General features: G+C 38.7%; 20 protein-coding genes. 4 read left to right on the top strand and 16 right to left on the bottom strand.

What is annotated here, in order from left to right:
- The 6 genes from IO68_RS33450 to IO68_RS33425 all read right to left on the bottom strand — a co-directional run.
- On the bottom strand, window positions 1-514 hold a 514-nt coding region (locus IO68_RS33450), incomplete at its 3' end, for a contractile injection system protein, VgrG/Pvc8 family (RefSeq protein ID WP_023014415.1).
- A 79-nt stretch (window positions 515-593) separates the two neighbouring features.
- Window positions 594-1376, bottom strand: coding sequence for a Rossmann-like and DUF2520 domain-containing protein (locus IO68_RS33445; RefSeq protein WP_023014414.1), 783 nt, complete (start codon window positions 1374-1376; stop codon window positions 594-596).
- Window positions 1377-1520: 144 nt separating this feature from the next.
- Window positions 1521-2138, bottom strand: a complete 618-nt coding sequence (locus tag IO68_RS33440) for a hypothetical protein (protein ID WP_023014413.1) — start codon at window positions 2136-2138, stop codon at window positions 1521-1523.
- Window positions 2139-2336: 198 nt separating this feature from the next.
- Window positions 2337-3569, bottom strand: coding sequence for a dihydroorotase (locus IO68_RS33435; RefSeq protein ID WP_023014412.1), 1233 nt, complete (start codon window positions 3567-3569; stop codon window positions 2337-2339).
- Between the two features lie 12 nt (window positions 3570-3581).
- Window positions 3582-4598 (bottom strand): aspartate carbamoyltransferase catalytic subunit, encoded by a 1017-nt coding sequence (locus tag IO68_RS33430; protein WP_019384776.1) that lies wholly within the window; start codon window positions 4596-4598, stop codon window positions 3582-3584.
- A gap of 235 nt (window positions 4599-4833) precedes the next feature.
- Window positions 4834-5205, bottom strand: coding sequence for a hypothetical protein (locus IO68_RS33425; RefSeq protein WP_031234957.1), 372 nt, complete (start codon window positions 5203-5205; stop codon window positions 4834-4836).
- A 284-nt stretch (window positions 5206-5489) separates the two neighbouring features.
- On the opposite strand from IO68_RS33425, the gene rlmKL reads away from it, so the two are divergent.
- Entirely contained in the window at window positions 5490-7697 is a 2208-nt protein-coding gene (gene rlmKL, locus IO68_RS33420; RefSeq protein ID WP_023014410.1) for a bifunctional 23S rRNA (guanine(2069)-N(7))-methyltransferase RlmK/23S rRNA (guanine(2445)-N(2))-methyltransferase RlmL, read from the top strand.
- A 14-nt stretch (window positions 7698-7711) separates the two neighbouring features.
- Here rlmKL and IO68_RS33415 read toward each other — a convergent pair whose 3' ends face one another.
- Together IO68_RS33415 and clpB are read right to left on the bottom strand one after the other, a co-directional pair.
- Window positions 7712-8131: a hypothetical protein gene (locus tag IO68_RS33415; RefSeq protein ID WP_023014409.1), complete on the bottom strand. Its 420-nt coding sequence runs from the start codon at window positions 8129-8131 to the stop codon at window positions 7712-7714.
- Window positions 8132-8299: 168 nt separating this feature from the next.
- The gene (gene clpB / locus IO68_RS33410; protein WP_023014408.1) at window positions 8300-10879 is read right to left on the bottom strand and encodes an ATP-dependent chaperone ClpB; all 2580 of its coding nucleotides are present in this window, start codon (window positions 10877-10879) and stop codon (window positions 8300-8302) included.
- A 264-nt stretch (window positions 10880-11143) separates the two neighbouring features.
- On the opposite strand from clpB, the gene IO68_RS33405 reads away from it, so the two are divergent.
- Window positions 11144-11944: a M23 family metallopeptidase gene (locus tag IO68_RS33405; RefSeq protein WP_161626794.1), complete on the top strand. Its 801-nt coding sequence runs from the start codon at window positions 11144-11146 to the stop codon at window positions 11942-11944.
- Window positions 11945-12003: 59 nt separating this feature from the next.
- Here IO68_RS33405 and IO68_RS33400 read toward each other — a convergent pair whose 3' ends face one another.
- Entirely contained in the window at window positions 12004-12426 is a 423-nt protein-coding gene (locus tag IO68_RS33400; protein WP_007482847.1) for an OsmC family protein, read from the bottom strand.
- A gap of 148 nt (window positions 12427-12574) precedes the next feature.
- Here IO68_RS33400 and crp point away from each other — a divergent pair, with 148 nt between their 5' ends.
- Together crp and IO68_RS33390 are read left to right on the top strand one after the other, a co-directional pair.
- Window positions 12575-13282, top strand: a complete 708-nt coding sequence (gene crp, locus IO68_RS33395; protein ID WP_004880197.1) for a cAMP-activated global transcriptional regulator CRP — start codon at window positions 12575-12577, stop codon at window positions 13280-13282.
- A gap of 212 nt (window positions 13283-13494) precedes the next feature.
- On the top strand, window positions 13495-14268 hold the full coding sequence (locus IO68_RS33390; RefSeq protein WP_023014406.1) for a M48 family metallopeptidase: 774 nt from the start codon (window positions 13495-13497) through the stop codon (window positions 14266-14268).
- A gap of 47 nt (window positions 14269-14315) precedes the next feature.
- Here the strand turns inward: IO68_RS33390 and IO68_RS33385 are convergent, their stop codons facing one another.
- From IO68_RS33385 to IO68_RS33355, 7 genes are all read right to left on the bottom strand, one after another.
- Window positions 14316-16043, bottom strand: coding sequence for an acetyl/propionyl/methylcrotonyl-CoA carboxylase subunit alpha (locus IO68_RS33385; protein WP_023014405.1), 1728 nt, complete (start codon window positions 16041-16043; stop codon window positions 14316-14318).
- Entirely contained in the window at window positions 16033-17622 is a 1590-nt protein-coding gene (locus tag IO68_RS33380) for a 5-oxoprolinase/urea amidolyase family protein (protein WP_023014404.1), read from the bottom strand. The genes IO68_RS33385 and IO68_RS33380 overlap by 11 nt, the downstream gene beginning before the upstream one ends.
- Window positions 17623-17634: 12 nt before the next feature.
- Window positions 17635-18402 (bottom strand): LamB/YcsF family protein, encoded by a 768-nt coding sequence (locus tag IO68_RS33375; protein ID WP_023014403.1) that lies wholly within the window; start codon window positions 18400-18402, stop codon window positions 17635-17637.
- Between the two features lie 206 nt (window positions 18403-18608).
- Window positions 18609-19484: a class I SAM-dependent methyltransferase gene (locus IO68_RS33370; RefSeq protein ID WP_023014402.1), complete on the bottom strand. Its 876-nt coding sequence runs from the start codon at window positions 19482-19484 to the stop codon at window positions 18609-18611.
- Between the two features lie 98 nt (window positions 19485-19582).
- Complete coding sequence (locus tag IO68_RS33365) at window positions 19583-21103, bottom strand: flavin-containing monooxygenase (protein ID WP_023014401.1); 1521 nt, start codon at window positions 21101-21103, stop codon at window positions 19583-19585.
- A gap of 267 nt (window positions 21104-21370) precedes the next feature.
- Window positions 21371-22195, bottom strand: a complete 825-nt coding sequence (locus IO68_RS33360) for an SDR family NAD(P)-dependent oxidoreductase (RefSeq protein WP_004880207.1) — start codon at window positions 22193-22195, stop codon at window positions 21371-21373.
- Window positions 22196-22233: 38 nt separating this feature from the next.
- On the bottom strand, window positions 22234-23208 hold the full coding sequence (locus IO68_RS33355) for a metal-dependent hydrolase (protein ID WP_004880208.1): 975 nt from the start codon (window positions 23206-23208) through the stop codon (window positions 22234-22236).
- Between the last annotated feature and the right edge of the window lie 226 nt (window positions 23209-23434).

Below are 23434 nucleotides of genomic sequence, written 5' to 3'. Positions count from 1 at the left end.
GTTGCATGATAAAGGGACGGATGTCATAGTTCTGACTAAGTCCACTTAAATCAAGGCTTAGGCTCGCAGCGAAGAGTGGGCTTTTTTGTTGCCATTCTTTAAAGATACTCTCGACAACATCAACCACAGTTTTATTCATAAACACACGGCTATTGCGGCGTTTTTTCCAAAGTGTGGTGGGATCTTCAAGTGTGAGTTTATAGAGGCTTAAACTGCCGTCGGATTGGCCTTGTAGTGCCTGAGTAATAATACCTGTGGTACGGAATAATTGTCCTGAGTCGGTGACTTGGTCAACTGCGACTTTGCTACCAATGAATTGTTTTAATGGAATCGTAGCATCAGTAGATAAGCAAATCAGTTCAGCACGAATGCCTTTATTGATTTCATGTTGACCATCTATACGTTGTAAAAACACCTGAGCATTTAATATGGGATTAGAAAATTGAATATGGATGGCACGTTTTTGTGGAGTAATGCCTAATTGATCTAATGCGCGAAATATATTATTCAACATCTCTTGTTATTTAATATTAACTTAAATTTCGCGCATATTATACAAAATAGACTAATTTGTCTATTTTGTATAATTATCGTTAATCAGATTTGTTTTGCCTTTCAAAAATCCCATCACTCATAATTTTATAAATATTTTCTAAATCAGCACGATGCGCATTTATTAATAAATTACGATGCATACTTAATATATTTTGATCGCCACGCATTGCTGGTCCAGTCTGCATTTTTTGAGGATCATTCTGCGTTGCTTTATTTGCTGTTTCCATAATCAAAGGGAATAACAAATTAAAATCAACGCTTTCGGCATCTACAATTTGTTTGGCCATGTCATAACAATAATTACTAAAGTTACAAGCAAACACAGCAGCTAAATGCAATGTTTGGCGCTGCTTAGAACTATATTGATAAACACGATGGCTTAATTCATTTGCTAAATCACTTAATAAGTTTAGATCTTGTAGGTTCGTCGCCTCAACAAATAAAGGTGTATCAGACCAGTTGACTTCTCGCTCAAAACTAAATGTTTGTAATGGATAAAATACCCCTGCTCGAAGATGTGATTCAGTAAGGACTGATAAACTCGTACTGCCAGAGGTATGAACAATTAGACTATCTGGAACATATTGAGACACGTTCTTAATTAACTCAGAAATTGCTTGATCACTTACAGCAATGATGACTAGATCAGTCTGGCTATTTAACTGCTCTATTTGATTGATTGCTTCTGCATTTACTCGATCTGCTAAGTTTTGTGCGTTTTGCTTATCACGACTAAAAACTTGAATAATTCTATGCTTTTTTTCTAAAACTAAAGCCAAATGGTTTGCCACACGTCCAGTACCAATCAATGTAATTCGCATCATCTCAATCTAGAATCTTTATTTGCACAAAGCTAAGCATGCCAATAAAAAACGGACGAATCAATTTGTGCTTTTATAATTTATACATTGAATACAACATTTCCCAATTTAATAAAAAGACTTCCTCCACCAAGTTCAAAATACTTATTGAGCAACAGATGCATCCAAATCATCTACAGGAACCTCGAGCTGCTGATGGTGACAAGACTGCCACAACCAAACGATTAGCAAACCCAGAATCAAAAAGCCAATGATTGGAAAAATACCCATCTTACGACCGAAGTTAACAGATGAATGATTTGATTCAGTGTTCAAATTTTGTTGATTTAAGATCAAGCCAACTGGTGTTAACAAACTCATTACCCAAGTAGGTAATAGCGACTGAATAGAATCTTTATGTTGTTTTAGATATTTCAAAATACTAGCGCTATCATTTCCTGCTTCGTTTGTTAATGCTGTTAAACATTTTGGAATTGCTTTATTGATAATTTGTTCAGTTTCAAATGGAATAAGTTTGGCTGTTGAGATATTAGCTAAAAATACCGTTTTAATTTGCTCATTATGACCAAGTAAATCTGATAATGAAGGCATAATAATTTCTTTCAGCTTCTGAATAAATTCAGGTTTAGCCGTTAAGATAGATAAAAATATGGGATAAAACTTAGAAAGCAACGCACTTTTTTCGTTAGATAAACCATCTTGCTCTTGAATAAGCTCGGAAGTCACTTTTTTCTTTAACAATTCCATCGGATTTGTCGACATGGTAATCGCTCCAATAAATATAATTTTCCATTTAGACCGCTTATTTAATTATTGTTTCAAAGCTTCTAAAGTTTTTCTTATTGTAGCTAATTATCTTGTTTTTATTCGTTTTTTATATCATTTGAATACAATATTCATATTTTGGTTTACAAAGCAGAATAAGCCGATAAGTCTTATTCTGCCTTGTTCCAAACAAACTTATACAAAGGTACTAAGCACTTTACCAGTCAGTTGCTGACCGAGTAATGGTGTATTTTTACCTTGAGAAATAATCGTGTCTTTAGAAACTGTCCATGTCAGCGTAGGATCAACTAAAACCCAACCAGATTCTTGCTGCCAGCGTGCCGTCATATTCGCCACTGCTGCTGGAGTAGAGGTAACTTTTTCAACCCATTCTAAAGGTTCAAAAACACCTTCTTGAATAAGCTGGATGCCTAAACCAACATAAGTGTCAAAAGCTGTAATTCCAGATTGGGTCTCAGCAAACGGTGCCATCTTCGCAGAACTGCTTAATGGTTCATGATGTGTACAAATCGCATCAATCACACCGTCTTTTACACCTTCACGCAATAACTCTTTATCTTGAATTGAGCGTAATGGCGGACGAACATGTGCAAGTGAATTGAAGCCATCTGTTAACTCTTCGGTTAAATGCAGTTGATGCATTGCGACATCAGCAGTCACAGGTAAGCCTTTATTTTTTGCAGCGCGGATCAACTCAACAGAAGCACCACAAGACAACAAACCAAAATGTGCTTTCACACCGGTTGCTTCAATCATTAAAAGATACTTCGCAATTGCCACTGTTTCAGCAATTGCTGGAATCATTGGCAAACCTTGACGTGAGGCAATAAAGCCCTCATGCGCACAACCATCTTTGGCAATTTGTGGCTCTTCTGCATAGAAAACTACGGTTAAACCCAAACCTGCTGCATACTCTAATGTACGAATCACAACATCATCATTTTCAAAAGCAGCATTAGCATTTGAAACAGCCGTACAACCACCCTTCTTTAAACCCGCCATGTTTGCAGGTTGTTTTCCATTTAAACCTTGGGTTTGTGCACCAATGATTTGTAAATAAATACCACCATCCAGTTTTGCTTTTTCAATTAAGCCATGAATGAGCGCACCATTATCTTGAACAATTGGCTTGGAATCTGGTGGTGTTATGACATGCAAAATACCATTTGCGAGTGCCGCTTTACCTTCTGACTTTAAGGTTCCGTGTTGTTGCTGGCCAGGTTCACGCAGACGTGCACATAGATCGACCATTGTCGGCATTAACCATTTATCTTGACCATCAATCGTTTCATCAACTTGATCTACAGCATTGATCAACTTGCCATTTTCAAGATAAACCGTTTTCACTTGATCAGTCTTCTCAATCGGATCGAGCACACGGACATTTTCAATTTTTACAATACTCATGTGATCTACCCTTTATAGTGAAATCGCTTCAATTAAACCTTGCTCTTGGAGCTGTCCTTGCATTGCTAATGCCAGTACTGCCATACGTACAGCAATACCGTTAGTCACCTGTCTAAGAATCACAGATTGATTACCATCAGCAACACTTGAATCAATTTCTACACCGCGATTCATTGGTCCAGGATGCATCACAATACAATCAGGTTTAGCTAAAGCGAGACGTTCTTTATTTAAACCATACATCTTGTAAAATTCAGATTGTGAAGACAATGCTGGAGAATCAATACGTTCATTCTGAATACGTAGCGCGATGATCACGTCGCAATCCGTCACACCCTCATCCATTTTGTTAAATAGACGAACATGCTCACCATATTCATTGAAGCCAACTGGTAATAAAGTGTTCGGTGCAATCACGCGAATATCTTTGCAACCGAGTGTTTGCAATGCCGCCACGTTTGAACGTGCAACACGCGAGTGTTTGATATCACCAATAATTGCGACAGAAAGTTGTTCAAATGGCTTCTTGGTTTCACGACGAATTGTCAACATATCTAACATGGCTTGAGTCGGGTGTGCATGTCGACCATCGCCTGCATTAATGATTGCGACATTAGGACAAACATCTTTAGCAATAAAATGTGCTGCCCCAGAAGATGAATGACGAACCACAAAAATATCCGCAGCCATCGCTTCTAAATTCCAAAGCGTATCTCGTAACGTTTCACCTTTAGAGGTACTTGAACGTGCAATATCAATATTTAAGACATTGGCTGACAAACGTTTTGCCGCAGCCTCAAATGTTGTACGTGTACGAGTTGAGTTTTCAAAGAAAAGATTCATCACCGTTAGTCCTTCTAATAAAGGACGATTGATCAAATTATTATTTTCATCTAAAAAGCTTTGCGCTGTATCTAAAATCTTAGTGAGGCTTTCTTTGGAAAGGCCTTCAATAGTTAAAAAGTGCTTGAGATTTCCTTGTTGATTGAGTTGAATCTGACTCAAAGTATGCAATGCCGCCAAGTGCATAAGAGATTCCTGACACGTTAAGTTAACGCATTATACAGATTTTGGATTTCATGCGCAGTTGAACTTTTCAGCACTTAAGTAAAATCTCTAGATCTTTTCCATGACCTTATTTTTATTCAACATGAGAGCATCAATTCTGAATATTAATCCATATCTAAATATTCTAAAAGAAGGATAAGGATGTAAACATCAGTACTACATCCTTTTAATTTCCTATTTTTTAATGACTTATAATTTACCTTAATGCACCAATATAGTGATGGTGAACTTGCGCTTGATAAATTTCCTCTGCTGTCACATCCATCGAATATGTTTCTTGCTGTACTTCTTTTTGTTTTTTAGTCTCAACTTTCGACTCTTCGATCACTACAGCTGGTTCAGGATACAAATCAATTAATGGGCGCAAACGTGTCACTTGTTTTTCTAACTCTTCATCTTCAGTCGATAAAGCGATATCAACAATATGCTTTGCATAATCTTTATTATTCACGAGATACATCACATCAATTACACGTCCACATACACGTCTTAAACGTACATACATTTGCGTTGCAATTGCAAAAGCTTCAGCATTTACTAGCACTTCACTATTCATGTTCTCTTTCATAACAACCCCACAGCCATTCAATTAAAATTCTTAAGTTTCATCAGCTTTGAATTAAATAACTCACTGATAATCTGCAAACTAAAAAGCAAAATATGTACCAATAATTAAAAATAATGAGAAAAAATGACTATGGTCACATAATCTAATTTCAGTGATTCATCATTTCATTGATAAAATAATGGTGTTTAATTGATGATAAAGCTGACAATCACACAAATATGCACCGACAGAACAAACAAAAATCAGTTAAAATAGCCGATTGCTGAATTGCTTTGGAAATTTGAATGAACGCTAAACCACGTCTAACAGACTATTGGGTGACCTGTGCAGACGGGCTTGAAACCTTATTACAACAAGAACTCGAAGATTTAGGCATTCAAAATATCCAACGCTTTGCTGGACGTTTAGTATTTAAAGGCACTCTCGAAAATGCTTATCGCGTTTGCATGTGGTCACGTCTTGCATCTCGTGTGCTGTTACCTATTCATACGCATGAACTCGAATTTACCCATGATGCACGAGATGTAGCTGAAGAACTCTATGAAGGTGCAATCAGCTTTGATTGGTCACTTATTTTTGCTCCACAAAGTACCTTTGCAGTTCGTTTACACGTCGAACGTGAGATTAAAGTAAATACCCAATTCGCCACTTTACGTGTAAAAGACGGCGTTGTTGATTCATTTATGGAAGCAGTTGGTAAGCGACCAAGTATTGATATTAAACAACCTGAAATTACATTATATGTTTTAGCTGGTAAAACAGAACATACCTATTGCTTAGACTTATCTGGTGATTCTTTGCATAAACGCGGCTATCGTCGCTATATGACAGATGCACCAATTAAAGAAAACTTAGCTGCTGCAATCTTACAAAAAGCACAACTCAGCCAATATCAGCCGGATATTATTCTTGACCCAATGTGTGGTTCAGGCACATTTATTATTGAGTCTTTATTGATCTTGACAGATCGTGCGCCTGGTTTAGTCCGTCGTTTTGGTTTTAATGGCTGGCATGGACATGATCGTGAATTATGGTTATCACTGAAAGCTGAAGCCGCAGAACGTCATGAAAAAGCATTAGAACAACCATTACCTAAATTTTATGCTTACGATGCTGATTGGGAAGCGGTCAAAGCAACGCGTCAAAATATCATTGCTGCTGGCTTTGAAAAACTTCTTGATCAAATCCAGATTGAAGAACGTACTTTAGCTGATTGGGATGATTTCCATGCTGACGGTAAAAAAGCATTTATCGTAACGAATCCTCCTTATGGTGAGCGTCTAGGAGATAAAGCATCTAATCGTTCTTTATATCTAGGTCTTTCTGCCCTTTTACAAAAGAATTTCCCAAATCAACGTGCTGCAATTATTGCCGCACAAGTTGAACAAGCAGATGTACTTGCTTTTAATGACCCGCAAACCCTACGTTTGATGAATGGTAAGTTACCAATTTACATTCGTTTTGGCACAGTGAAGCCTGCGACTGTCACACAACCATTCTTGGCAAATTGGCAGCCGCAACAATTTGACCCAATCGAAGGTGCTGAAGACTTTACCAATCGTTTGCAGAAAAATATGCAAGCTTTGAAAAAATGGGCTGTTAAAGAAAATGTTTACTGTTTACGTTTATATGATGCAGATTTGCCAGATTTTAATCTAGCAGTTGATTTATATGGCGATAAGCTACATGTTCAAGAATATGCGCCACCTAAGAAAATTGATCCAGAGAAAGCAAAAAAACGTTTTAACCTTGGTCTTGCTGCAATCCGCGCAGTCACAGGTCTAAATCGTGATGCCATCTTTATTAAAACGCGTGCCCGACAAGCTGGAACAAATCAATACACTAAGCAAAGTACCGCATCAAAGCGTTTTATCGTGCAGGAAGGCAATGCACGTATCTTGGTGAATCTGACCGATTATCTAGATACAGGTTTATTCTTGGATCACCGTCAAATTCGTTTGAGAATTGCTAAAGAAGCTCGTGGCAAACATTTCTTGAATTTATATAGCTATACATCAACCGCAAGCTTACATGCTGCGCTTGGCGGTGCAGCAAGCACAACAAGTGTCGACTTATCAAACACCTACCTCGGTTGGTCAAAAGAAAACTTTGTTTTAAATGGTTTAACCGTAGACCATGCAGATGAACAACATATGTTCTTTGCAAGTGATTGTTTTGAATGGCTAAAAGAAGGTCATGAACAATACGACTTAATTTTTATTGATCCACCAACTTTCTCAAATTCAAAAAAGTTCTATGGAACTTTTGATGTGCAGCGTGATCATGTCTCTCTCCTTAAACGAGCAATGAATCGCTTAACAAGTGATGGCACACTCTATTTCTCAAACAACTATCGTGGTTTTGAGTTAGATGAAGAAATCGAAGCACTCTATAAAGTTGAAGAAATTACGTCTGAAACAATTGGTTTAGACTTTAAACGTAATCAAAAAATCCACCGTGCTTGGAAAATCCAACACTTAGGAATGTCATAAATTTTAACTTTGGATCACTTAATAGTTACGTTATATCTTTTAATATTAGGTGATTCAAACTCATAAATAACATAGCGATCAGAAGGCACATCATGAGGTTTCATGGTTGCTTTTCTCTTTTCTCGAACGTCTAAAACAGAAGTTTTTTTCGCCTCTTGATAAGGAGATAAAGCACCATCAGCTAACATGCTAATCTGAATTTCACGCAGATTACGATCACTCATGAGTCGTTGTGCTCTCCAACGCTCTTCTTCTGGTTTAAGCGCGTCTTGTTGTGCTTTTTGGATGATACTTGGTAACGCATTATTCAGTAATGCAGTCTGAAGAGCCAAACTCCCTTCCGTCATTGCTTGAGCAGACCACCCTATAGATGGCAAGACAGCCATGAACAAAATCACACCGATACCTGTGTAATAATGTTGCTTATTTTCCATTCCAATTCATCCTGAATTTTTTTCTTATTTGTTTCGAAACTACCAACCTTTTCACAAAATCGCAATGTCATTGGTAATATTCCAGAAAAAATCAGATAAATTGCATGTCTATAAAAAAAGATGGTGACTTTCATCACCATCTTTTTATCCATTCGATAAAATTTAAACTTAACTCAGTTTCATTTTATCGAAAACAAGATGACCATTTTCACCTTTAATCAAGATGTTATCGCCTGGTTGGAACTCAGCCGCTAGAATTTTCTGAGCTAAGCTGTTCTCTACCTGTTGCTGAATCGCACGTTTAAGTGGGCGAGCACCATATACAGGATCAAAACCAGCATCAATTAATAGATCAAAGGCTGTATCATCTACAGTTAAGCCCATATCGCGATCACTCAAGCGAGAACGTAAACGATCTAACTGAATATCAGCGATTCCACGAATCTGTGCTTTTTGGAGCGAATGGAAAACCACTAACTCATCTATACGGTTAACAAACTCAGGACGGAAGTGCTGACCAACTGCATTCATCACAACAGCTCTTACTTCATCATCAGTTGCACCCTCACCTAATTCACGTACATCTTGTGAACCTAGGTTCGAAGTCATGACAATAACCGTATTTTTAAAGTCGACAACACGACCTTGTGAATCCGTTAAACGCCCATCATCCAATACTTGTAGTAAGATATTGAATACATCAGGATGTGCTTTTTCGACTTCATCAAACAACACCACACTATATGGTTTACGGCGTACTGCTTCAGTTAAGACACCGCCTTCCTCATAGCCGACGTAACCCGGAGGAGCACCAACTAAGCGGCTCACAGAATGTTTTTCCATAAATTCCGACATATCGATACGGATCATGGCATCATCACTATCAAATAAGAAGTTCGCTAATGCTTTGGTTAACTCAGTTTTACCGACACCTGTTGGCCCAAGAAATAAGAAAGAACCACTTGGACGATTTGGATCAGATAAACCTGCACGCGAACGGCGTACTGCATTTGATACAGCAACGACAGCCTCATCCTGACCGACAACTCGGTTATGTAAGAACTCTTCCATATTAAGCAGTTTCTCACGCTCACCTTGCAACATCTTAGACACAGGAATACCTGTAGCAGCACTCACCACTTCGGCAATTTCGTTCTCAGTCACTTTGGTACGAATCAGTTTAGGTTCTTCGTTTTCCTCAGCAACTTCTGCTTGTTCCAAACGCTTTTGTAACTCTGGAATCACGCCGTATTGTAAACGTGCAGCTTCAGCCAAATCACCTTCACGTTTTGCCTTTTCTAATGCACCACGTGCTTGATCCAGCTCAACTTGTGCTTTTTTATCACCTTCAACCAGTGTTTTTTCAGCTTTCCAAATTTCTTCAAGATCATTGTACTCTTTTTGCTTTTCAGCAATTTGCTGTTCAAGATGATTGACTTCAGCCTTACTGCCCGAATCCTCATCTTTTTTCACTGCTTCAAGTTGCATTTTTAACTGAATCAAGCGGCGATCCAATTTATCTAAAGCTTCTGGCTTGGAATCAATTTCCATTTTGATACGCGATGCTGCTTCATCGATCAAATCAATCGCCTTATCGGGTAACTGACGGTCTGTAATATATCGATGTGACATTTTTGCAGCAGCAATAATTGCCGAGTCTAAAATCTGCACTCCATGATGGGTTGCATACTTCTCTTTTAGCCCACGCAAAATGGCAATGGTATCTTCAACACTTGGCTCATCGACCAACACTTTTTGGAATCGACGTTCAAGCGCTGCATCTTTCTCAATATATTGACGGTATTCATCTAAAGTCGTTGCACCGACACAGCGTAATTCACCACGTGCCAAGGCGGGTTTCAACATATTACCTGCGTCCATCGCACCATCGCCTTTACCTGCACCTACGAGTGTATGTAACTCATCGATGAACAGAATGATTTCCCCTTCATGTTTTGCAAGATCTTTGAGGACAGCTTTTAGGCGCTCTTCAAATTCACCACGATATTTTGCACCTGCAAGTAATGAACCCAAATCCAAAGACAACACACGCTTATTCTTCAAACTTTCAGGAACTTCACCATTAATGATACGTTGCGCTAAACCTTCAACGATCGCAGTTTTACCCACACCAGGTTCACCAATTAAGACAGGATTATTTTTGGTACGACGAGATAACACCTGAATCGTGCGGCGAATTTCATCATCGCGACCAATCACTGGGTCAAGCTTTCCTGCAAGTGCGCGCTCAGTTAAATCAATCGTATATTTATTCAATGAGTCACGTTGATCTTCATGATTATTGCTCATGACTTTGTCATTTCCTCGAATATTTTCAATTACTTTACGTAAGCTTTCTGGCGTTACACCAACACTGTTCAATATCGTTTTGGTTTCACCAGTTTCAGCCAACCCTAACATCACCCAATCTGTCGATAGAAACTCATCACCTGCTTTCTGTGCATAGCGGTCAGCTAAATTCAGCGCCTTTACCGCTTCAGGATTTAGATTAATATCACCCGTTGGATTTGCTATAGTCGGGGCATTTTGCAATGCCTGTTCAAGTTTTTGCTTCAGCTCTGGTAAACGAGCACCTGATTGTTGCAACAAACTTAGATTGGCTGGTTCTTCAAGTAAAGTCGACAGAATATGAATACCTGCAATCGCAGTATGATCTTTACCCATTGCCAAAGATTGTGCATCAGAGAGTGCTTGCTGTAAGCGGTTTGTAAATTTTTCAAAACGCATTCTTGTTATTCCTCACAACAAATTTTTAACTTAACACTTAGATGGGAACTATTTTTTAAATTTCAAATAAATTTTATATATTTTTCAAAGTTTTAAAATATTTTACTCATATAAAACTCAGTAATAATATGGGTATATAAACAATCTATTTCAAGTATATTTTGTATAATTTTTCAGTCTTTGCATATTCGCACAAAACCATTCTTGTTCTTTAATCAATAAGGTTTTAGCTTATTGTTTTGCTACAAACTAAAAAAGATGATGATGTACTTTAAAAAAATTATTCTCGCAGCAACATGTATGATTCCGATTCAGTTACTTTTTGCTCAACTTCCTCAAGACTCTCGTCGTGCTGGTGGCATTGCAGTGATCCCTTTATCAAAAGACATCTCTCAAGTCTCTTATAAAGGTAAAGCGGTACTCATCAGTAAGGAGAATGAACAACCTTATGCTGTGTTTGGTATTCCTCTCTCTGCTCAAGTTGGAACACTAACTCTTAATACCAACAAGAATCCTATTCAGATTGAAATCAAACCTTATCGATACGCGGAACAACGCTTAAATGTTAAAAATAAAGACTATGTCAATCCAAATCAGGAGCAACTAGACCGCTACGCGCGTGAGGCAAAAGAACAAAATGATATTTACAGTTCTTTCAGTCAGAGTTCATGGACACAATTCCCAAATTTCATCAGACCTACTTCTGGAAAATTTAGCAACTCTTTTGGTCGTAAACGTTTTTTTAATGGTGAAGAACGTGCACCACATTCAGGTCTAGACATTCCAGCGCCGATTGGGCAAAAAGTCGTTGCACCAGCAGATGGTGTAGTTGTAGGGACTGGCAATTATTTCTTTAATGGTAATACAGTCTTGATTGATCATGGCCAAGGCTTAATTAGTATGTTTTGCCATTTGAGTAAAATTAATGTTGAAAAAGGTCAACATATTACTCAAGGTGAAGTTTTAGGCTTGGTCGGCAAGACGGGACGTGTAACAGGACCGCATTTACATTGGGGAATGAGCTTAAATAATGCGCGTGTAGATCCTCAATTATTTTTAAAATAAGCATAAAAAAAGTGATCTATTTAATAGATCACTTTTTAGAAAAACTTAACAATAAAGTATTAAGCAGCTTCAATAATTTCGAAGTCATGTGTAATTTCAACACCGCCATCAGAAAGCATTTTGCTCGCAGAGCAGTATTTTTCAGCTGAAAGTTCGACAGCCTTTTCAACCTGCTTCTCTTTTACAGATTTTCCTGTTACAACGAAGTGTAAATGGATTTTGGTAAACACGGCTGGAATTGAATCAGCTCTTTCTGCTTTAAGCTGACATACGACATTCGTCACATCTTGGCGAGATTTCTTTAAAATAGTCACAATATCAAACGAAGCACAACCACCAAGTCCCATTAAAATCAACTCCATAGGACGTGGGCCACGGTTTTCACCCCCATATTCAGCAGAACCATCCATAACCACAGTGTGGCCACTTTCCGATTTTGCCTCAAAAGCAACATTCTCTAACCAATGTACACTTGTTTGCATTGCAACTACCCAAAAAACGTTATAAATTTACTCTGTTCTTGTACACTAACATAAAATGAGTTGATAAGGAATTTCATCTCTTCTGTGTAGAAAAGGCTCTTTTAAGGGTCTGTGCGATCGGTTTTATCCAAATTCGGAAATTTTAAGCATGACTTCAAATTTTTCACAACTTAGCACTGATGCTTTATCTCCAGGTCAGTTACCTGAATCAGTTAAAGCTCTGCTAAAACGTGCTCATATTAACAGATACCCTAAACGCACCACGATTATTGACGCTGGAATGGAATCAAAATCACTGTATTTAATATTAAAAGGTTCAGTGTCAATTATCTTACGTGAAGATGATGAACGTGAGATCGTGGTTGCATACTTAAACCCTGGTGATTTCTTTGGTGAGATGGGTCTTTTTGAAAAGAATCCACAACGTACCGCAGAAGTACGCACTCGTGACGTTTGTGAAATTGCAGAAATTTCATATGACAACTTCCATGAGCTAAGCAAACAATACCCTGATTTAAGTTATGCGGTATTTGCTCAGCTTGTTCGTCGTCTCAAAAACACGACACGTAAAGTAACAGACCTTGCATTTATTGATGTTTCTGGACGTATTGCTCGCTGTTTAATTGACTTATCTGCTCAACCTGAGGCAATGATCCTACCGAATGGTCGTCAGATTCGTATTACGCGTCAAGAAATCGGCCGTATCGTTGGTTGTTCTCGTGAAATGGTTGGTCGTGTACTTAAAACACTTGAAGATCAAGGCATGATTCAAACAGATGGTAAAGCTATTTTAATTTTTGATACTTCTTTAGAAGAGAATAGCTTTTCTGAAGATGAGTTTGACGACGAAGAATAAATCTTACTAACGTTGTGATACTCAACAAAGCCAGTGTTCTTCACTGGCTTTAATTTTTATTGTTTAGTACAGATAATTATAAATTCACAGAAATTTGATTACATAATTACAATGATTATAGAGATATTCAGAATGTAAAGCGCCTCCAACATTTTTTATAATTTACAATATTACGATGAAACTCATAAGATACTGATTTGGAGCAAATAAGTATGAAAAAATTGGCTTTAAGCCTTTGTGCCGCAACTGTAATGACTATCTCAGGTTGCGCTTCTTTTGCCGATATGGCGGGTGCAGATAGTGCAACTTTAAATGCTCAGTCAGCACAAAGCTTTGCTAAAATGACACAAGAAGCACGTTCGAAGAATCAGCTTGATACTAGCTCAAGCACATACAAACGTATTAATGTTGTGTTTTTACGTTTAAAGCCTTACGCAGATCAAATGAACCAAACAGGTCAACGATTTGATTGGCAACTTGCAGTATTAAAATCAGATACTGTAAATGCTTATGTTGCCCCAGGGGGTAAAGTTGTTTTCTATACAGGTATTGTCAATAAACTAAATCTGACAAATGATGAGATTGCAGCGATCATGGGACATGAAATGACCCATGCACTCGAAGAACATGCAAAAAGTAAAATTGGTGCGCAAGCACTTACTAATCTTGCCATTGGAATTGGCAAATCATATGCAGGTGACAGTATTGGTAGCCTCGGTTCTGCTGCTATCGATCTAGGCAGTCAAGTCGGTGTTGGTTTACCTTATTCGCGTAATCTCGAAAGCCGTGCCGATTATGGTGGCTTGATGTTGATGGCTAAAGCGGGTTACAACCCAAATTCGGCAATTACGTTGTGGGAAAAAATGGCTCGCAATGACGGTGCAAGTGGTTCATCATTCTTATCAACTCACCCATCAAATGAACAACGTATTAACGATATGCGCAAGAACTTACCTGCTGCTTTAGCAGTGTATAACCGTCGCTAATCTAATATTAATACTGAAGCCATTAAGTTCAACATTGATCTTAATGGCTAATTTATTTCAGCAATTCTTTCATCCGCAGTTACAGTTTTATTAGGCTGTACCAAGTTACAGATTAGACCAGTTCGATGGGCAATAATCTGCACTTCCATTTTCATTGCTTCCATCACCCCTATTACATCACCCTCCTTTACTGATGTATTTTCAGTAACTTTCCACTGCATTACGACACCGCTGATGGGTGCTAAAACATCATTTTCTTGGTGAGTCTGAAAAGTTTCTTCCGACTTATGGATTTGTGGTGCAGCTGTTAAATTAAATAATGATGTTGGCAAGCCTATTTGATGTATTTTCCCATCAATCTCAATATCATGTCGTTGCAACATAGAGGATGATGTTATCCTCGCCCGCTCTTGAGTTGGATATTGCAAATGGTCTGCTTGCTCAATCCAACGCGTATGCACCTTGAACTCTTTCACAAAATCTGGCTCAGACAAGATCAATTGATGAAATGGCAATACAGAAGCAACCCCTTCAATTTCAAACTGTTCTAATGCCCTTTTGGCACGTTGAATTGCAATATCTCTGGTTGCGCCAGTCACGATTAGTTTTGCCATTAATGAATCAAATTGGCTTGAAACAGCGTTACCTGTCTCAACTCCAGTATCAAGACGAATACCAATGCCTGATGGCGGATTAAAACGAGTTATTTGACCAAATGAAGGAATGAAGCCTCTTGCTGGATCTTCTGCATTAATCCGAAATTCAATTGCGTGTCCTTGAGCTTTTGGCATTTCAACAATCGATAATGTTGCACCTAACGCAATGTTGATTTGCTCAACAACTAAATCCACGTCAGTTGTTTGCTCAGTGACAGGATGCTCCACTTGTAAACGCGTATTTACCTCTAAAAATGAAAGCTTGCCATCTTGGCTTAATAAATACTCCACAGTACCCGCGCCTACATAGGAAGCAGCTCTACAGATATCAATCGATGCTTGCTGTAGCTGTTGCTCTATCTGCCGACCAAGAAACGGCGCTGGTGCTTCTTCAACCAATTTTTGATTACGGCGCTGTAAGGAACAATCGCGAGTTCCCACCACCACAACATTACCATGTTGATCAGCAATGACTTGCGCTTCAATATGGCGCGGTCGATCTAAATATTGTTCAACAAAGCACTCACCCCGCCCAAATGCTGCCTGAGCTTCACGTACAGCTGACTCATACGAGCGAGCAACATCCTCTAAATGCCAAACCACTTTTAATCCACGCCCACCTCCACCATAAGCTGCCTTAATTGCAATCGGAAGACCATATGCTTTCGCGAACTCAATGGCTTCATCTGCTGATTGAAGTGGTTGTGCTGTACCATGCACCAGTGGCGCACCGACTGATTGGGCGATTTTTCGCGCTTCAATTTTATCGCCGAGTTTTTGAATTGACTCAGGTGATGGGCCGATCCAAATCAAACCTGCATCTATTACAGCTTGTGCAAATTCTGCACGCTCAGACAAAAAGCCATAACCAGGATGAATCATGGTCGTTTGTGATTTTTTTGCTATTGCTAGCATTTTATCTATATCAAGATAGGTTTCTTTCGCAGTTACACCAGACAATGCCCATGCTTCGTCTGCGAGTTTAACGTGTAAGCTGTGTATATCATCATCTGCATATACCGCAACGGAATGAATACCCAAATCTTTAGATGCTTGAATAATGCGAACCGCAATCTCACCTCGATTGGCAATCAGTAATTTATGTTGTTTATTTTTCATGATCTTGGATGTCCATAAATTCTGTGATTTTGCGGAACTGGATGAAACTGCATGAAGGAATTTGTGCAACTAAATCGAGATGATAAGCAGCTACTGTCGCGATGACGGGATACCCTCCTGTAATCGGATGGTCACGCATAAACAAAACAGGCTGACCATTTGGGGGGATTTGCAAAGCACCGATGCTACACCCTTCACTAGGAAGTTCATGCTCAATTTCTCGTTGCAAAGCATGTTCCCCATGCAGCCTCAAGCCAATCCGATTGCTTTCTGTAGTTACGAGCCATTTTTGTTGGAAAAGTAACTCCAAACTAGAAGTTTTAAACCAATCCGTTCTTGGCCCTAAATGGAGATCTATCACAATCACATCACCCTGTTTTGGCATAGCGATAGAGCTCTGGCTCAAATCCACAGAATGAGTTTTCAATTGTGTCGATGCAAGCTCATCGCCAATCTTTAAAGGTAATGCCCCTAACTCAGCCAAACTGTCATAACTAGCACTTCCTAGAATGTTTTCAACCGCTAAGCCACCCCGCACTGCAAGATAATTTCTCACCCCAGTTTTAGGGACTGCCAAATAAACCTCATCCCCCTGATCAAGTGCAATCGGTTGGTATAGAGAGACTCTAACTTTTTCTCCCTGTGCATATTGCACCGAAAGTTCCGCATCAGCGCCAGTAACAGCAATCACTGTAGGTTTTAAAATACTGAGAACAAGGCCACCATTGAGTATTTCCAAGGCAGCGACATTCTGAGGATTGCCTACAGCTAAATTGGCACTTTGAAAAGAAGTCTGATCCATTGCACCAGCTCTACCTACGCCCATTTCTGCCATGTTTAGGCGGCCAACATCCTGTATAAGCACCTGTAAACCAACTTTTTTTACACGTAAAACTGCTTCACTTTCAGTAGATTGATTTTTAGGTAATGAGGAGATATTTGGAACAGAGATTTGTGTAGGTTGATGTGTAACATCTTTGAAAATTACTTCATCATTCGGCAGCAACAAAGCAGGTTGCTCTCGTTGAACATCCCACATTTTCAGATCAGTTTTCCCAATCAGTTGCCATCCACCAGGACTATCTTTAGGATAAACACCACTATATTCACCCGCCAAGCCGACTGAACCTGAAGTAATTTTTTTACGGGGTGAAGCCAAGCGCGGAATGCTTCCAAAGGGAGGCTCACCACTCACTAAATAAGCAAAGCCTGGTGCAAAACCAATGAACGCAGCACGCCATAAGGTTTGGCTATGTTTGTAAATAAGCTCAGAAATACTTAACCCAACAAGATCTGCAACATGCTCAATATCCTCACCGTTATAACGCACTGGAATAACCAATTCTTTACCAATAAGTACCGCATCATCTAATATTTTCAGTGAGCAAATCCACTTAATTAGGGTCTGTGAATTGATAAATATAGAATCAAAATAAACCAAAATCGTCCGTGCAGCTGGAACAAGCTCTCGAATATAGGGATGTTGTGCATGTTGTAGTGTTCGATATGCAGCCATCGTATCTTGTAAGCTTGTAAATTCAATTAAAAAAGCATTTGCATTGACCGATAGAAATCTCATATCAGCTCTCATTTATGCCATTGGGTCAGTAAAAGAACGTACTTGAATTTGATGCTGAGTTAGGGTCTGTTTTATCACCTTCGCAATTTCCACTGCACCTAATGTATCACCATGTAAACAAACCGTATCCGCTTGAATTGGTGTAAATACACCTTCAATAGACATGACTCCACCCTTTTGAATCATGTCTAATACTCGTTGTGCAATTTGATCGGTATCATGTAAAACAGCTCCATCTTGGCGACGAGATACTAATCTACCATCACGATGATAGGCACGATCTGCAAATGCCTCTGAAACGACATTAACACCTTGTTGACGCGCAAACTCAATTAAAGGTGAGCCTGCTAAAGCAACTAATACCAAGGAAGCGTCATAAGCAAGTAATGCATCGATAACTGCTTGAGCCTGATTCAAATTAGTTGCAATGGTGTTATAAAGTGCGCCATGTGGTTTTACATAACGAACCGCTGTTCCTGCAATTTTAGCTAAGCCTTGCAACGCTGAAATTTGATATAACACATCAGCAAATAACTCATCATAAGCAACATCCATATTACGACGGCCAAAACCGACAAGATCGGGATACGAGACATGTGCCCCAACAGATACATTGAATTGAGCAGCTTGTTTTAATGTTTTTAGGATACTTTGTGGATCACCTGCATGGAAACCGCAGGCAATATTCGCACTACTGACAATCGGAAGAATCTGTTCATCATTGCCCATTTTCCATGAGCCATAGCTCTCACCTAAGTCGCTATTTAGATCAATATACATATAGCCTTCCAATTGCTTTTTTTCATTTCACATACGTATTTTAGCAATATACTCGAAACGCTCAGTTTAACAACACTGATTTTTATGCATTTTATAAATCAACATCATAGCTTTAACATAGAATCAATTTAGGCCACATTATATTTTTATATAGAATAGAACTTCTAACCCAAGGCTCTTTTGAGTTAGAAGAAATTTTTAATCACTTATTTCATTAATCGTAAATACAGCATGTGTGTCGCACTGGTGTGACGGATATGATCAGGGCGCTTATAAAAATACCTTTCACTTAATCCATCCCCAGATAGATCTTCAGCTACGATATAGCCCATATTCTCCACAGATTTATGTAAGTCTTTCGGTCTAAACTGTCCTTTTAAAGGTTCTTTTAAAAAGCGAGTAAATTGTGAGACAAATAGACTCCCAAAACGTTCAATACCCGCTAACTCTCGATAATCAATGGAATAATCTAAGACCACTTCACTTCCTTTCGCAGCAAAATTAGCAATACTTTCCAAAGTTTTGAGTGTAGTTTGAGGCTCAAGGTAATGCGTCGTACCTAACCATGAGTAAAATGCGGGTTGATCCTGCTGAAAGCCACTACGTGCTAGAGCATCAGCGATTGACTCCTTTTCAAAATCAATAGAGACGAACTCTACATTGGCAGGAATCTCACCAAATTCTTTTAGTTTTTTTTGTTTGGCTGCTTGTGTATCAGGATGGTCAACCTCAAAAATTTTTAACGATGGATAATGTTGAGCTTGTCTCAAAATAAATGAATCTAAGCCTGCACCGACTAATACATACTGTTTTACGTCACGTTCAATTGCTTCATACAATTGATCTTCAGCATAACTCGAACGCCCTACAACTTGTCCTGTCAATAGACCCAGTGTTCGGTTAAATACAGGAGAATTCATCACTTTAATAGTAAGTGACGTCGTGAGGAGCTTTTTCCAACCTTTGCTGGTCAGCTCAAATGCAAATGGATCTGAAAATACTGGATTTTCTGCATGTTGAAAGTGGTTCGCACGTAATGCCGCTGCCGCCTCAGCCGTACGACTTGATTGTCCTTCTTTCATATATCGTTCCTAATTTATTTCTATCTCGCAAAAAATAAGCAGTAAATTTCACCCTAAGATAAAATTTACTGCCCTTTAATCATTTGATAAATGACTTATTATTTTGTTTTTTCAGTTTGGTACGTCACTTGATAATCATTTAAGTCCATACGTTTTAAACGCTTTTTCAATGCTTTTAATGACCACGGCCAAGCTGCAAAGTTACGACCATTTGCATCCAAGTAATAGCTCTTACAACCGCCTGCATTAAATACAGTCGTTTTCAGATGTTTTTGTACTAAATCATTATGCTTCTTGATCACTTCCGGCTTGATATTTAACTTAGCAATACCCTTCTCTTTGATTTTGAGTAATCCATCAACAATATAATCAAGTTGTGCTTCTGCTAAACCAATGAATGAATCATAAACAAGCACGTTTGGCCCTAATATCAAGAATCCATTCGGTACATTCTCGATACTCGTACCTAAATATGCTTCTGGAGAACTATTTTTCCATAAATCATTTAAGATTTCGCCTTTCTCGTTTTGAACACGCTTACCAATAGGTGGATGCGATACCTCAAAACCTGTACCCCAAATAATCACATCTACTTCGTGACGTTCGCCATTTGCAGAAACAACTGTATTTCCTTCAACTTTGACCAAACCGTGAGGAATGAGCTTAGTATTGGGTTGTTGTAATGCTGGGTAATAGTTGTTAGCGAATAATAAACGCTTACAACCAATGGTAAAGTTTGGCGTTACATTTTTACGTAATTCAGCATCTTCAATTTGGAAGCGTAAAATCAATTTTGCAAGTTCGCCCACTGGTTTTAATACAGCTGGGTTACGTAAACCGAAGTTAATTGCATTTAGTGATTGGGCAACTGTTTTGCGCCATGTTTTTTGAATGAGCGGGAATTTCTCAATAAGTGCCTTACTCACATCACCTAAATCAGTATCAGGCTTTGGTACAACCCAAGGCGCAGTACGCTGGAATACGTAAAGCTCTTTTGCTTTTGGCTGAATTTGAGGTACAAACTGGATTGCTGATGCACCTGTGCCAATAACGGCAATACGCTTACCTGTTAAATCGTAATCATGGTTCCATTTCGCTGAATGGAACATTTCACCTTTAAACGTCTCTAAACCTTCCAATTTAGGGATTTGAGCTTCAGTGATTGGGCCTGTGGCGAAAATTGCAGTACGCGCTAAGAATTGACCTTTGCTCGTGTCCATGACCCATAGATTACGCTCATTATCCCAAGCAGCATTCAGTAATTCCGTACCAAATTCAATTTTTGAACTGACACCAAAGTTTTCACTTACTTCTTCTAAGTAGCTTAGAATTTCAGGCTGACGTGCAAATAAGTGACTCCATTTCGCACTCGGTGCAAATGAATATGAATACAGTGCTGAAGGTACATCACATCCACAACCTGGATAAGTGTTTTCACGCCATGTACCACCTACGCGCGTTGCTTTTTCAATGATCTTATAGTTGGTATAACCCACTTGATCTAAACGAATCGCCGTTGCAATACCAGAGATACCTGCACCTACGATGAATGTATCGTAGATATGTGATGGTAAAGCCTTTCCTTCAGCTGAATCTAATTTTTTTGCTTGAGCTGTCATTTCAAAATATCCTTTCATCTAAAAACAGATGTCAATAACGGTGTCTTACCGAATTCTCATCTAAATTTCATCATTAGCCTTCGGCTCGACCTACTTTTCTTTCGGGAAAAATAGGCAAAACCATTTTCATCCGCAAAACCTGTTCACCACTTTCATTTATTTAATACTTTCTTGAATATAAAACCTTATTATCTTTTTGATACCATGCAGGTTGCGGATGAACATTACGCGTATCAAAACTCGATAGAGATTTTACATTTGGTTAGGCTATTTCATTAATCGGTATGATGTACCTAAGAATTTTGCGTATAAATTTGGCGCTGTACGCTTCATTAACCAGAACAACTTGGCATCGATTTGCGGAATGGTATAAAGCTGATCTTTGTCCAAACGATCTAAAGTAAGTTTTGCTACTTTATCGCTCGTCGTGAATGCCAGATTGGTCAATGCATAATCCAAAAGACCTTTATGTGGAACTTTGCCATTTTTAATAATGTTGGTTGGAACTAAGGTTGGGCACAACACATTTACTTTGATGTTATGTTTTCTCAGTTCAGCTGAAAGTGTTTCTGATAGAGCACGAACACCAGCTTTCGTCACGTTATAAGCCGTCATTTCAGGCGCTGCGGTATACGATGCGGCAGATGCTACATTGATAATTGCACCTCGACCTAGTTGCTTAAATTTAGGTACAAAATAGTGACAACCATGGACAACTCCCCATAGGTTTACATTCGCGACCCATTTCCAATCGTCTAATGTCATTTCATCAAACTTGCCACCGAGACCGACACCCGCATTATTAATCACTAGCGTCGTAGGATGTTGCATCAACTGTTCAGCTTGCTCAGCGAGTTTCTCAACTTGCTTAGCATTGCCCACATCGCATTTGACTGCGAATGCCTTTGCACCAAGTTCCTCAATCAAAGCCACTGTTTCTTTTGCGGCGTCTAAATCAATATCAGAACAAACAACTGTGCCACCACGTTTTGCCAATTCAAGTGCAAAACTACGACCAATGCCACTACCCGCACCTGTCACTACTGCAAAAGCATTTTGGCTAGGCTTTATTTTTTTACCAAATAATCTCATATTTGTTTTCCAACAATCTTGTATTTACATTGACCAAGTTATGCAGATGCTGCACGAACAGGTGGCACAAACTCTTTAAGGAAATAAGGGCTTAATAAACCTGTCTCAGGATTTAATAAGCGCTCTTTGTAATATTCCATATACGCTGTCGTATCATGGTCATTTGGATGGAAACTAGGACGTAGATATTCAAGAATATGCATGAAACTACTGCCGAATACCCCACGCTTACTACCGAAAAGTAAAGCTGTACTTTCAACAATATCTTTCATGTAGCGAGGATTGATTAAATTGCTTGGTTTACGAACAAATGGCATCAAATAACCACCTAAAGACACCCCGCCTAAAATGGTTAAACTTGCTAATAAGAAACCTGTGATTCGAACCCAGTAGTCACCTGACAGCTCTAAAAACACATCATAGGCAATATCTTTATGTTCAGACTCTTCCAACATGTGCCACATCCACATCGCACGCTGTCTTTCATCTTGTGAACCCAGCAAGTAATCTTCATGTTGCATCATGAACTCAGCTAAAACAGCCGTGTAATGTTCGATACCTGCCATCAATGACAGCTGCATAGCATTTGGTAACTTATAAATTCCGTACTCAAACACCTTATCTGCAATCGCACGAAGTAAATCCACTGGATAACCATTTTCTTTCAATACTTCATCATTGAATTGATTATGGATTTTGGAGTGAATTGCTTCCTGCCCGATCAGCGAAGTCAGTCTTTGTTTCAAAATCGGATCTTGGATAAACTCACGATGATGGCGCGCGGTTTCAATAACAACATCTTCACCAAAAGTCAGAAAAATAGACAATGCATGAAAGTATGATGTCGCTAATTCTTTATTTAAAAAGAACCTCTCATCCAATTCATCTGGATTAAATTTAAAATCAAAATGGCGAATCGGTATCGGAGACTTATTCGCAAAATTTTGAATAATTCCCTGATATTTAGTACTCAATTTGTCTGAGAAAACATTTCGTAAAACTTGAGCGACCATGGTTTGATCCCCACTGAGAGTAAAAAGTAAAATCGATGCACAGCAAATCAATTTGAATCGTAAAATTGTCTATAAGATGATTTCTGAAACTTTAACAATTCGATGCTGAAAATCACGTTAGATCACGGGCTTATGAATACTTATCAAAAGTCATTTCAAATTGAATTCTTCTAAGTAATCTCACCGCATAGTGCGCTAACAAAATATGACCAACAAGAACCAAATT

Origin of the sequence: Acinetobacter sp. COS3, from assembly GCF_000475335.1 — a bacterium.
Classification (GTDB): Bacteria; Pseudomonadota; Gammaproteobacteria; order Pseudomonadales; family Moraxellaceae; genus Acinetobacter; species Acinetobacter venetianus.
Note: the sequence above shows the minus strand (reverse complement) of the source record. Positions and strands in the feature narration are given on the sequence as shown.

What these genes read in the sequence shown, in the direction of transcription:
- IO68_RS33400 (WP_007482847.1), bottom strand. Translation starts at nt 12,426, where the DNA reads ATGCAAACAAGTGTACATTGGTTAGAGAATGTTGCTTTTGAGGCAAAA.
- IO68_RS33430 (WP_019384776.1), bottom strand. Translation starts at nt 4,598, where the DNA reads ATGCACTTGGCGGCATTGCATACTTTGAGTCAGATTCAACTCAATCAA.
- IO68_RS33445 (WP_023014414.1), bottom strand. Translation starts at nt 1,376, where the DNA reads ATGCGAATTACATTGATTGGTACTGGACGTGTGGCAAACCATTTGGCT.
- rlmKL (WP_023014410.1), top strand. Translation starts at nt 5,490, where the DNA reads ATGAACGCTAAACCACGTCTAACAGACTATTGGGTGACCTGTGCAGAC.
- IO68_RS33390 (WP_023014406.1), top strand. Translation starts at nt 13,495, where the DNA reads ATGAAAAAATTGGCTTTAAGCCTTTGTGCCGCAACTGTAATGACTATC.
- crp (WP_004880197.1), top strand. Translation starts at nt 12,575, where the DNA reads ATGACTTCAAATTTTTCACAACTTAGCACTGATGCTTTATCTCCAGGT.
- IO68_RS33370 (WP_023014402.1), bottom strand. Translation starts at nt 19,484, where the DNA reads ATGAAAGAAGGACAATCAAGTCGTACGGCTGAGGCGGCAGCGGCATTA.
- IO68_RS33380 (WP_023014404.1), bottom strand. Translation starts at nt 17,622, where the DNA reads ATGAGATTTCTATCGGTCAATGCAAATGCTTTTTTAATTGAATTTACA.
- IO68_RS33425 (WP_031234957.1), bottom strand. Translation starts at nt 5,205, where the DNA reads ATGAAAGAGAACATGAATAGTGAAGTGCTAGTAAATGCTGAAGCTTTT.
- clpB (WP_023014408.1), bottom strand. Translation starts at nt 10,879, where the DNA reads ATGCGTTTTGAAAAATTTACAAACCGCTTACAGCAAGCACTCTCTGAT.
- IO68_RS33415 (WP_023014409.1), bottom strand. Translation starts at nt 8,131, where the DNA reads ATGGAAAATAAGCAACATTATTACACAGGTATCGGTGTGATTTTGTTC.
- IO68_RS33385 (WP_023014405.1), bottom strand. Translation starts at nt 16,043, where the DNA reads ATGAAAAATAAACAACATAAATTACTGATTGCCAATCGAGGTGAGATT.
- IO68_RS33365 (WP_023014401.1), bottom strand. Translation starts at nt 21,103, where the DNA reads ATGACAGCTCAAGCAAAAAAATTAGATTCAGCTGAAGGAAAGGCTTTA.
- IO68_RS33440 (WP_023014413.1), bottom strand. Translation starts at nt 2,138, where the DNA reads ATGTCGACAAATCCGATGGAATTGTTAAAGAAAAAAGTGACTTCCGAG.
- IO68_RS33355 (WP_004880208.1), bottom strand. Translation starts at nt 23,208, where the DNA reads ATGGTCGCTCAAGTTTTACGAAATGTTTTCTCAGACAAATTGAGTACT.
- IO68_RS33360 (WP_004880207.1), bottom strand. Translation starts at nt 22,195, where the DNA reads ATGAGATTATTTGGTAAAAAAATAAAGCCTAGCCAAAATGCTTTTGCA.
- IO68_RS33435 (WP_023014412.1), bottom strand. Translation starts at nt 3,569, where the DNA reads ATGAGTATTGTAAAAATTGAAAATGTCCGTGTGCTCGATCCGATTGAG.
- IO68_RS33375 (WP_023014403.1), bottom strand. Translation starts at nt 18,402, where the DNA reads ATGTATATTGATCTAAATAGCGACTTAGGTGAGAGCTATGGCTCATGG.
- IO68_RS33405 (WP_161626794.1), top strand. Translation starts at nt 11,144, where the DNA reads ATGTACTTTAAAAAAATTATTCTCGCAGCAACATGTATGATTCCGATT.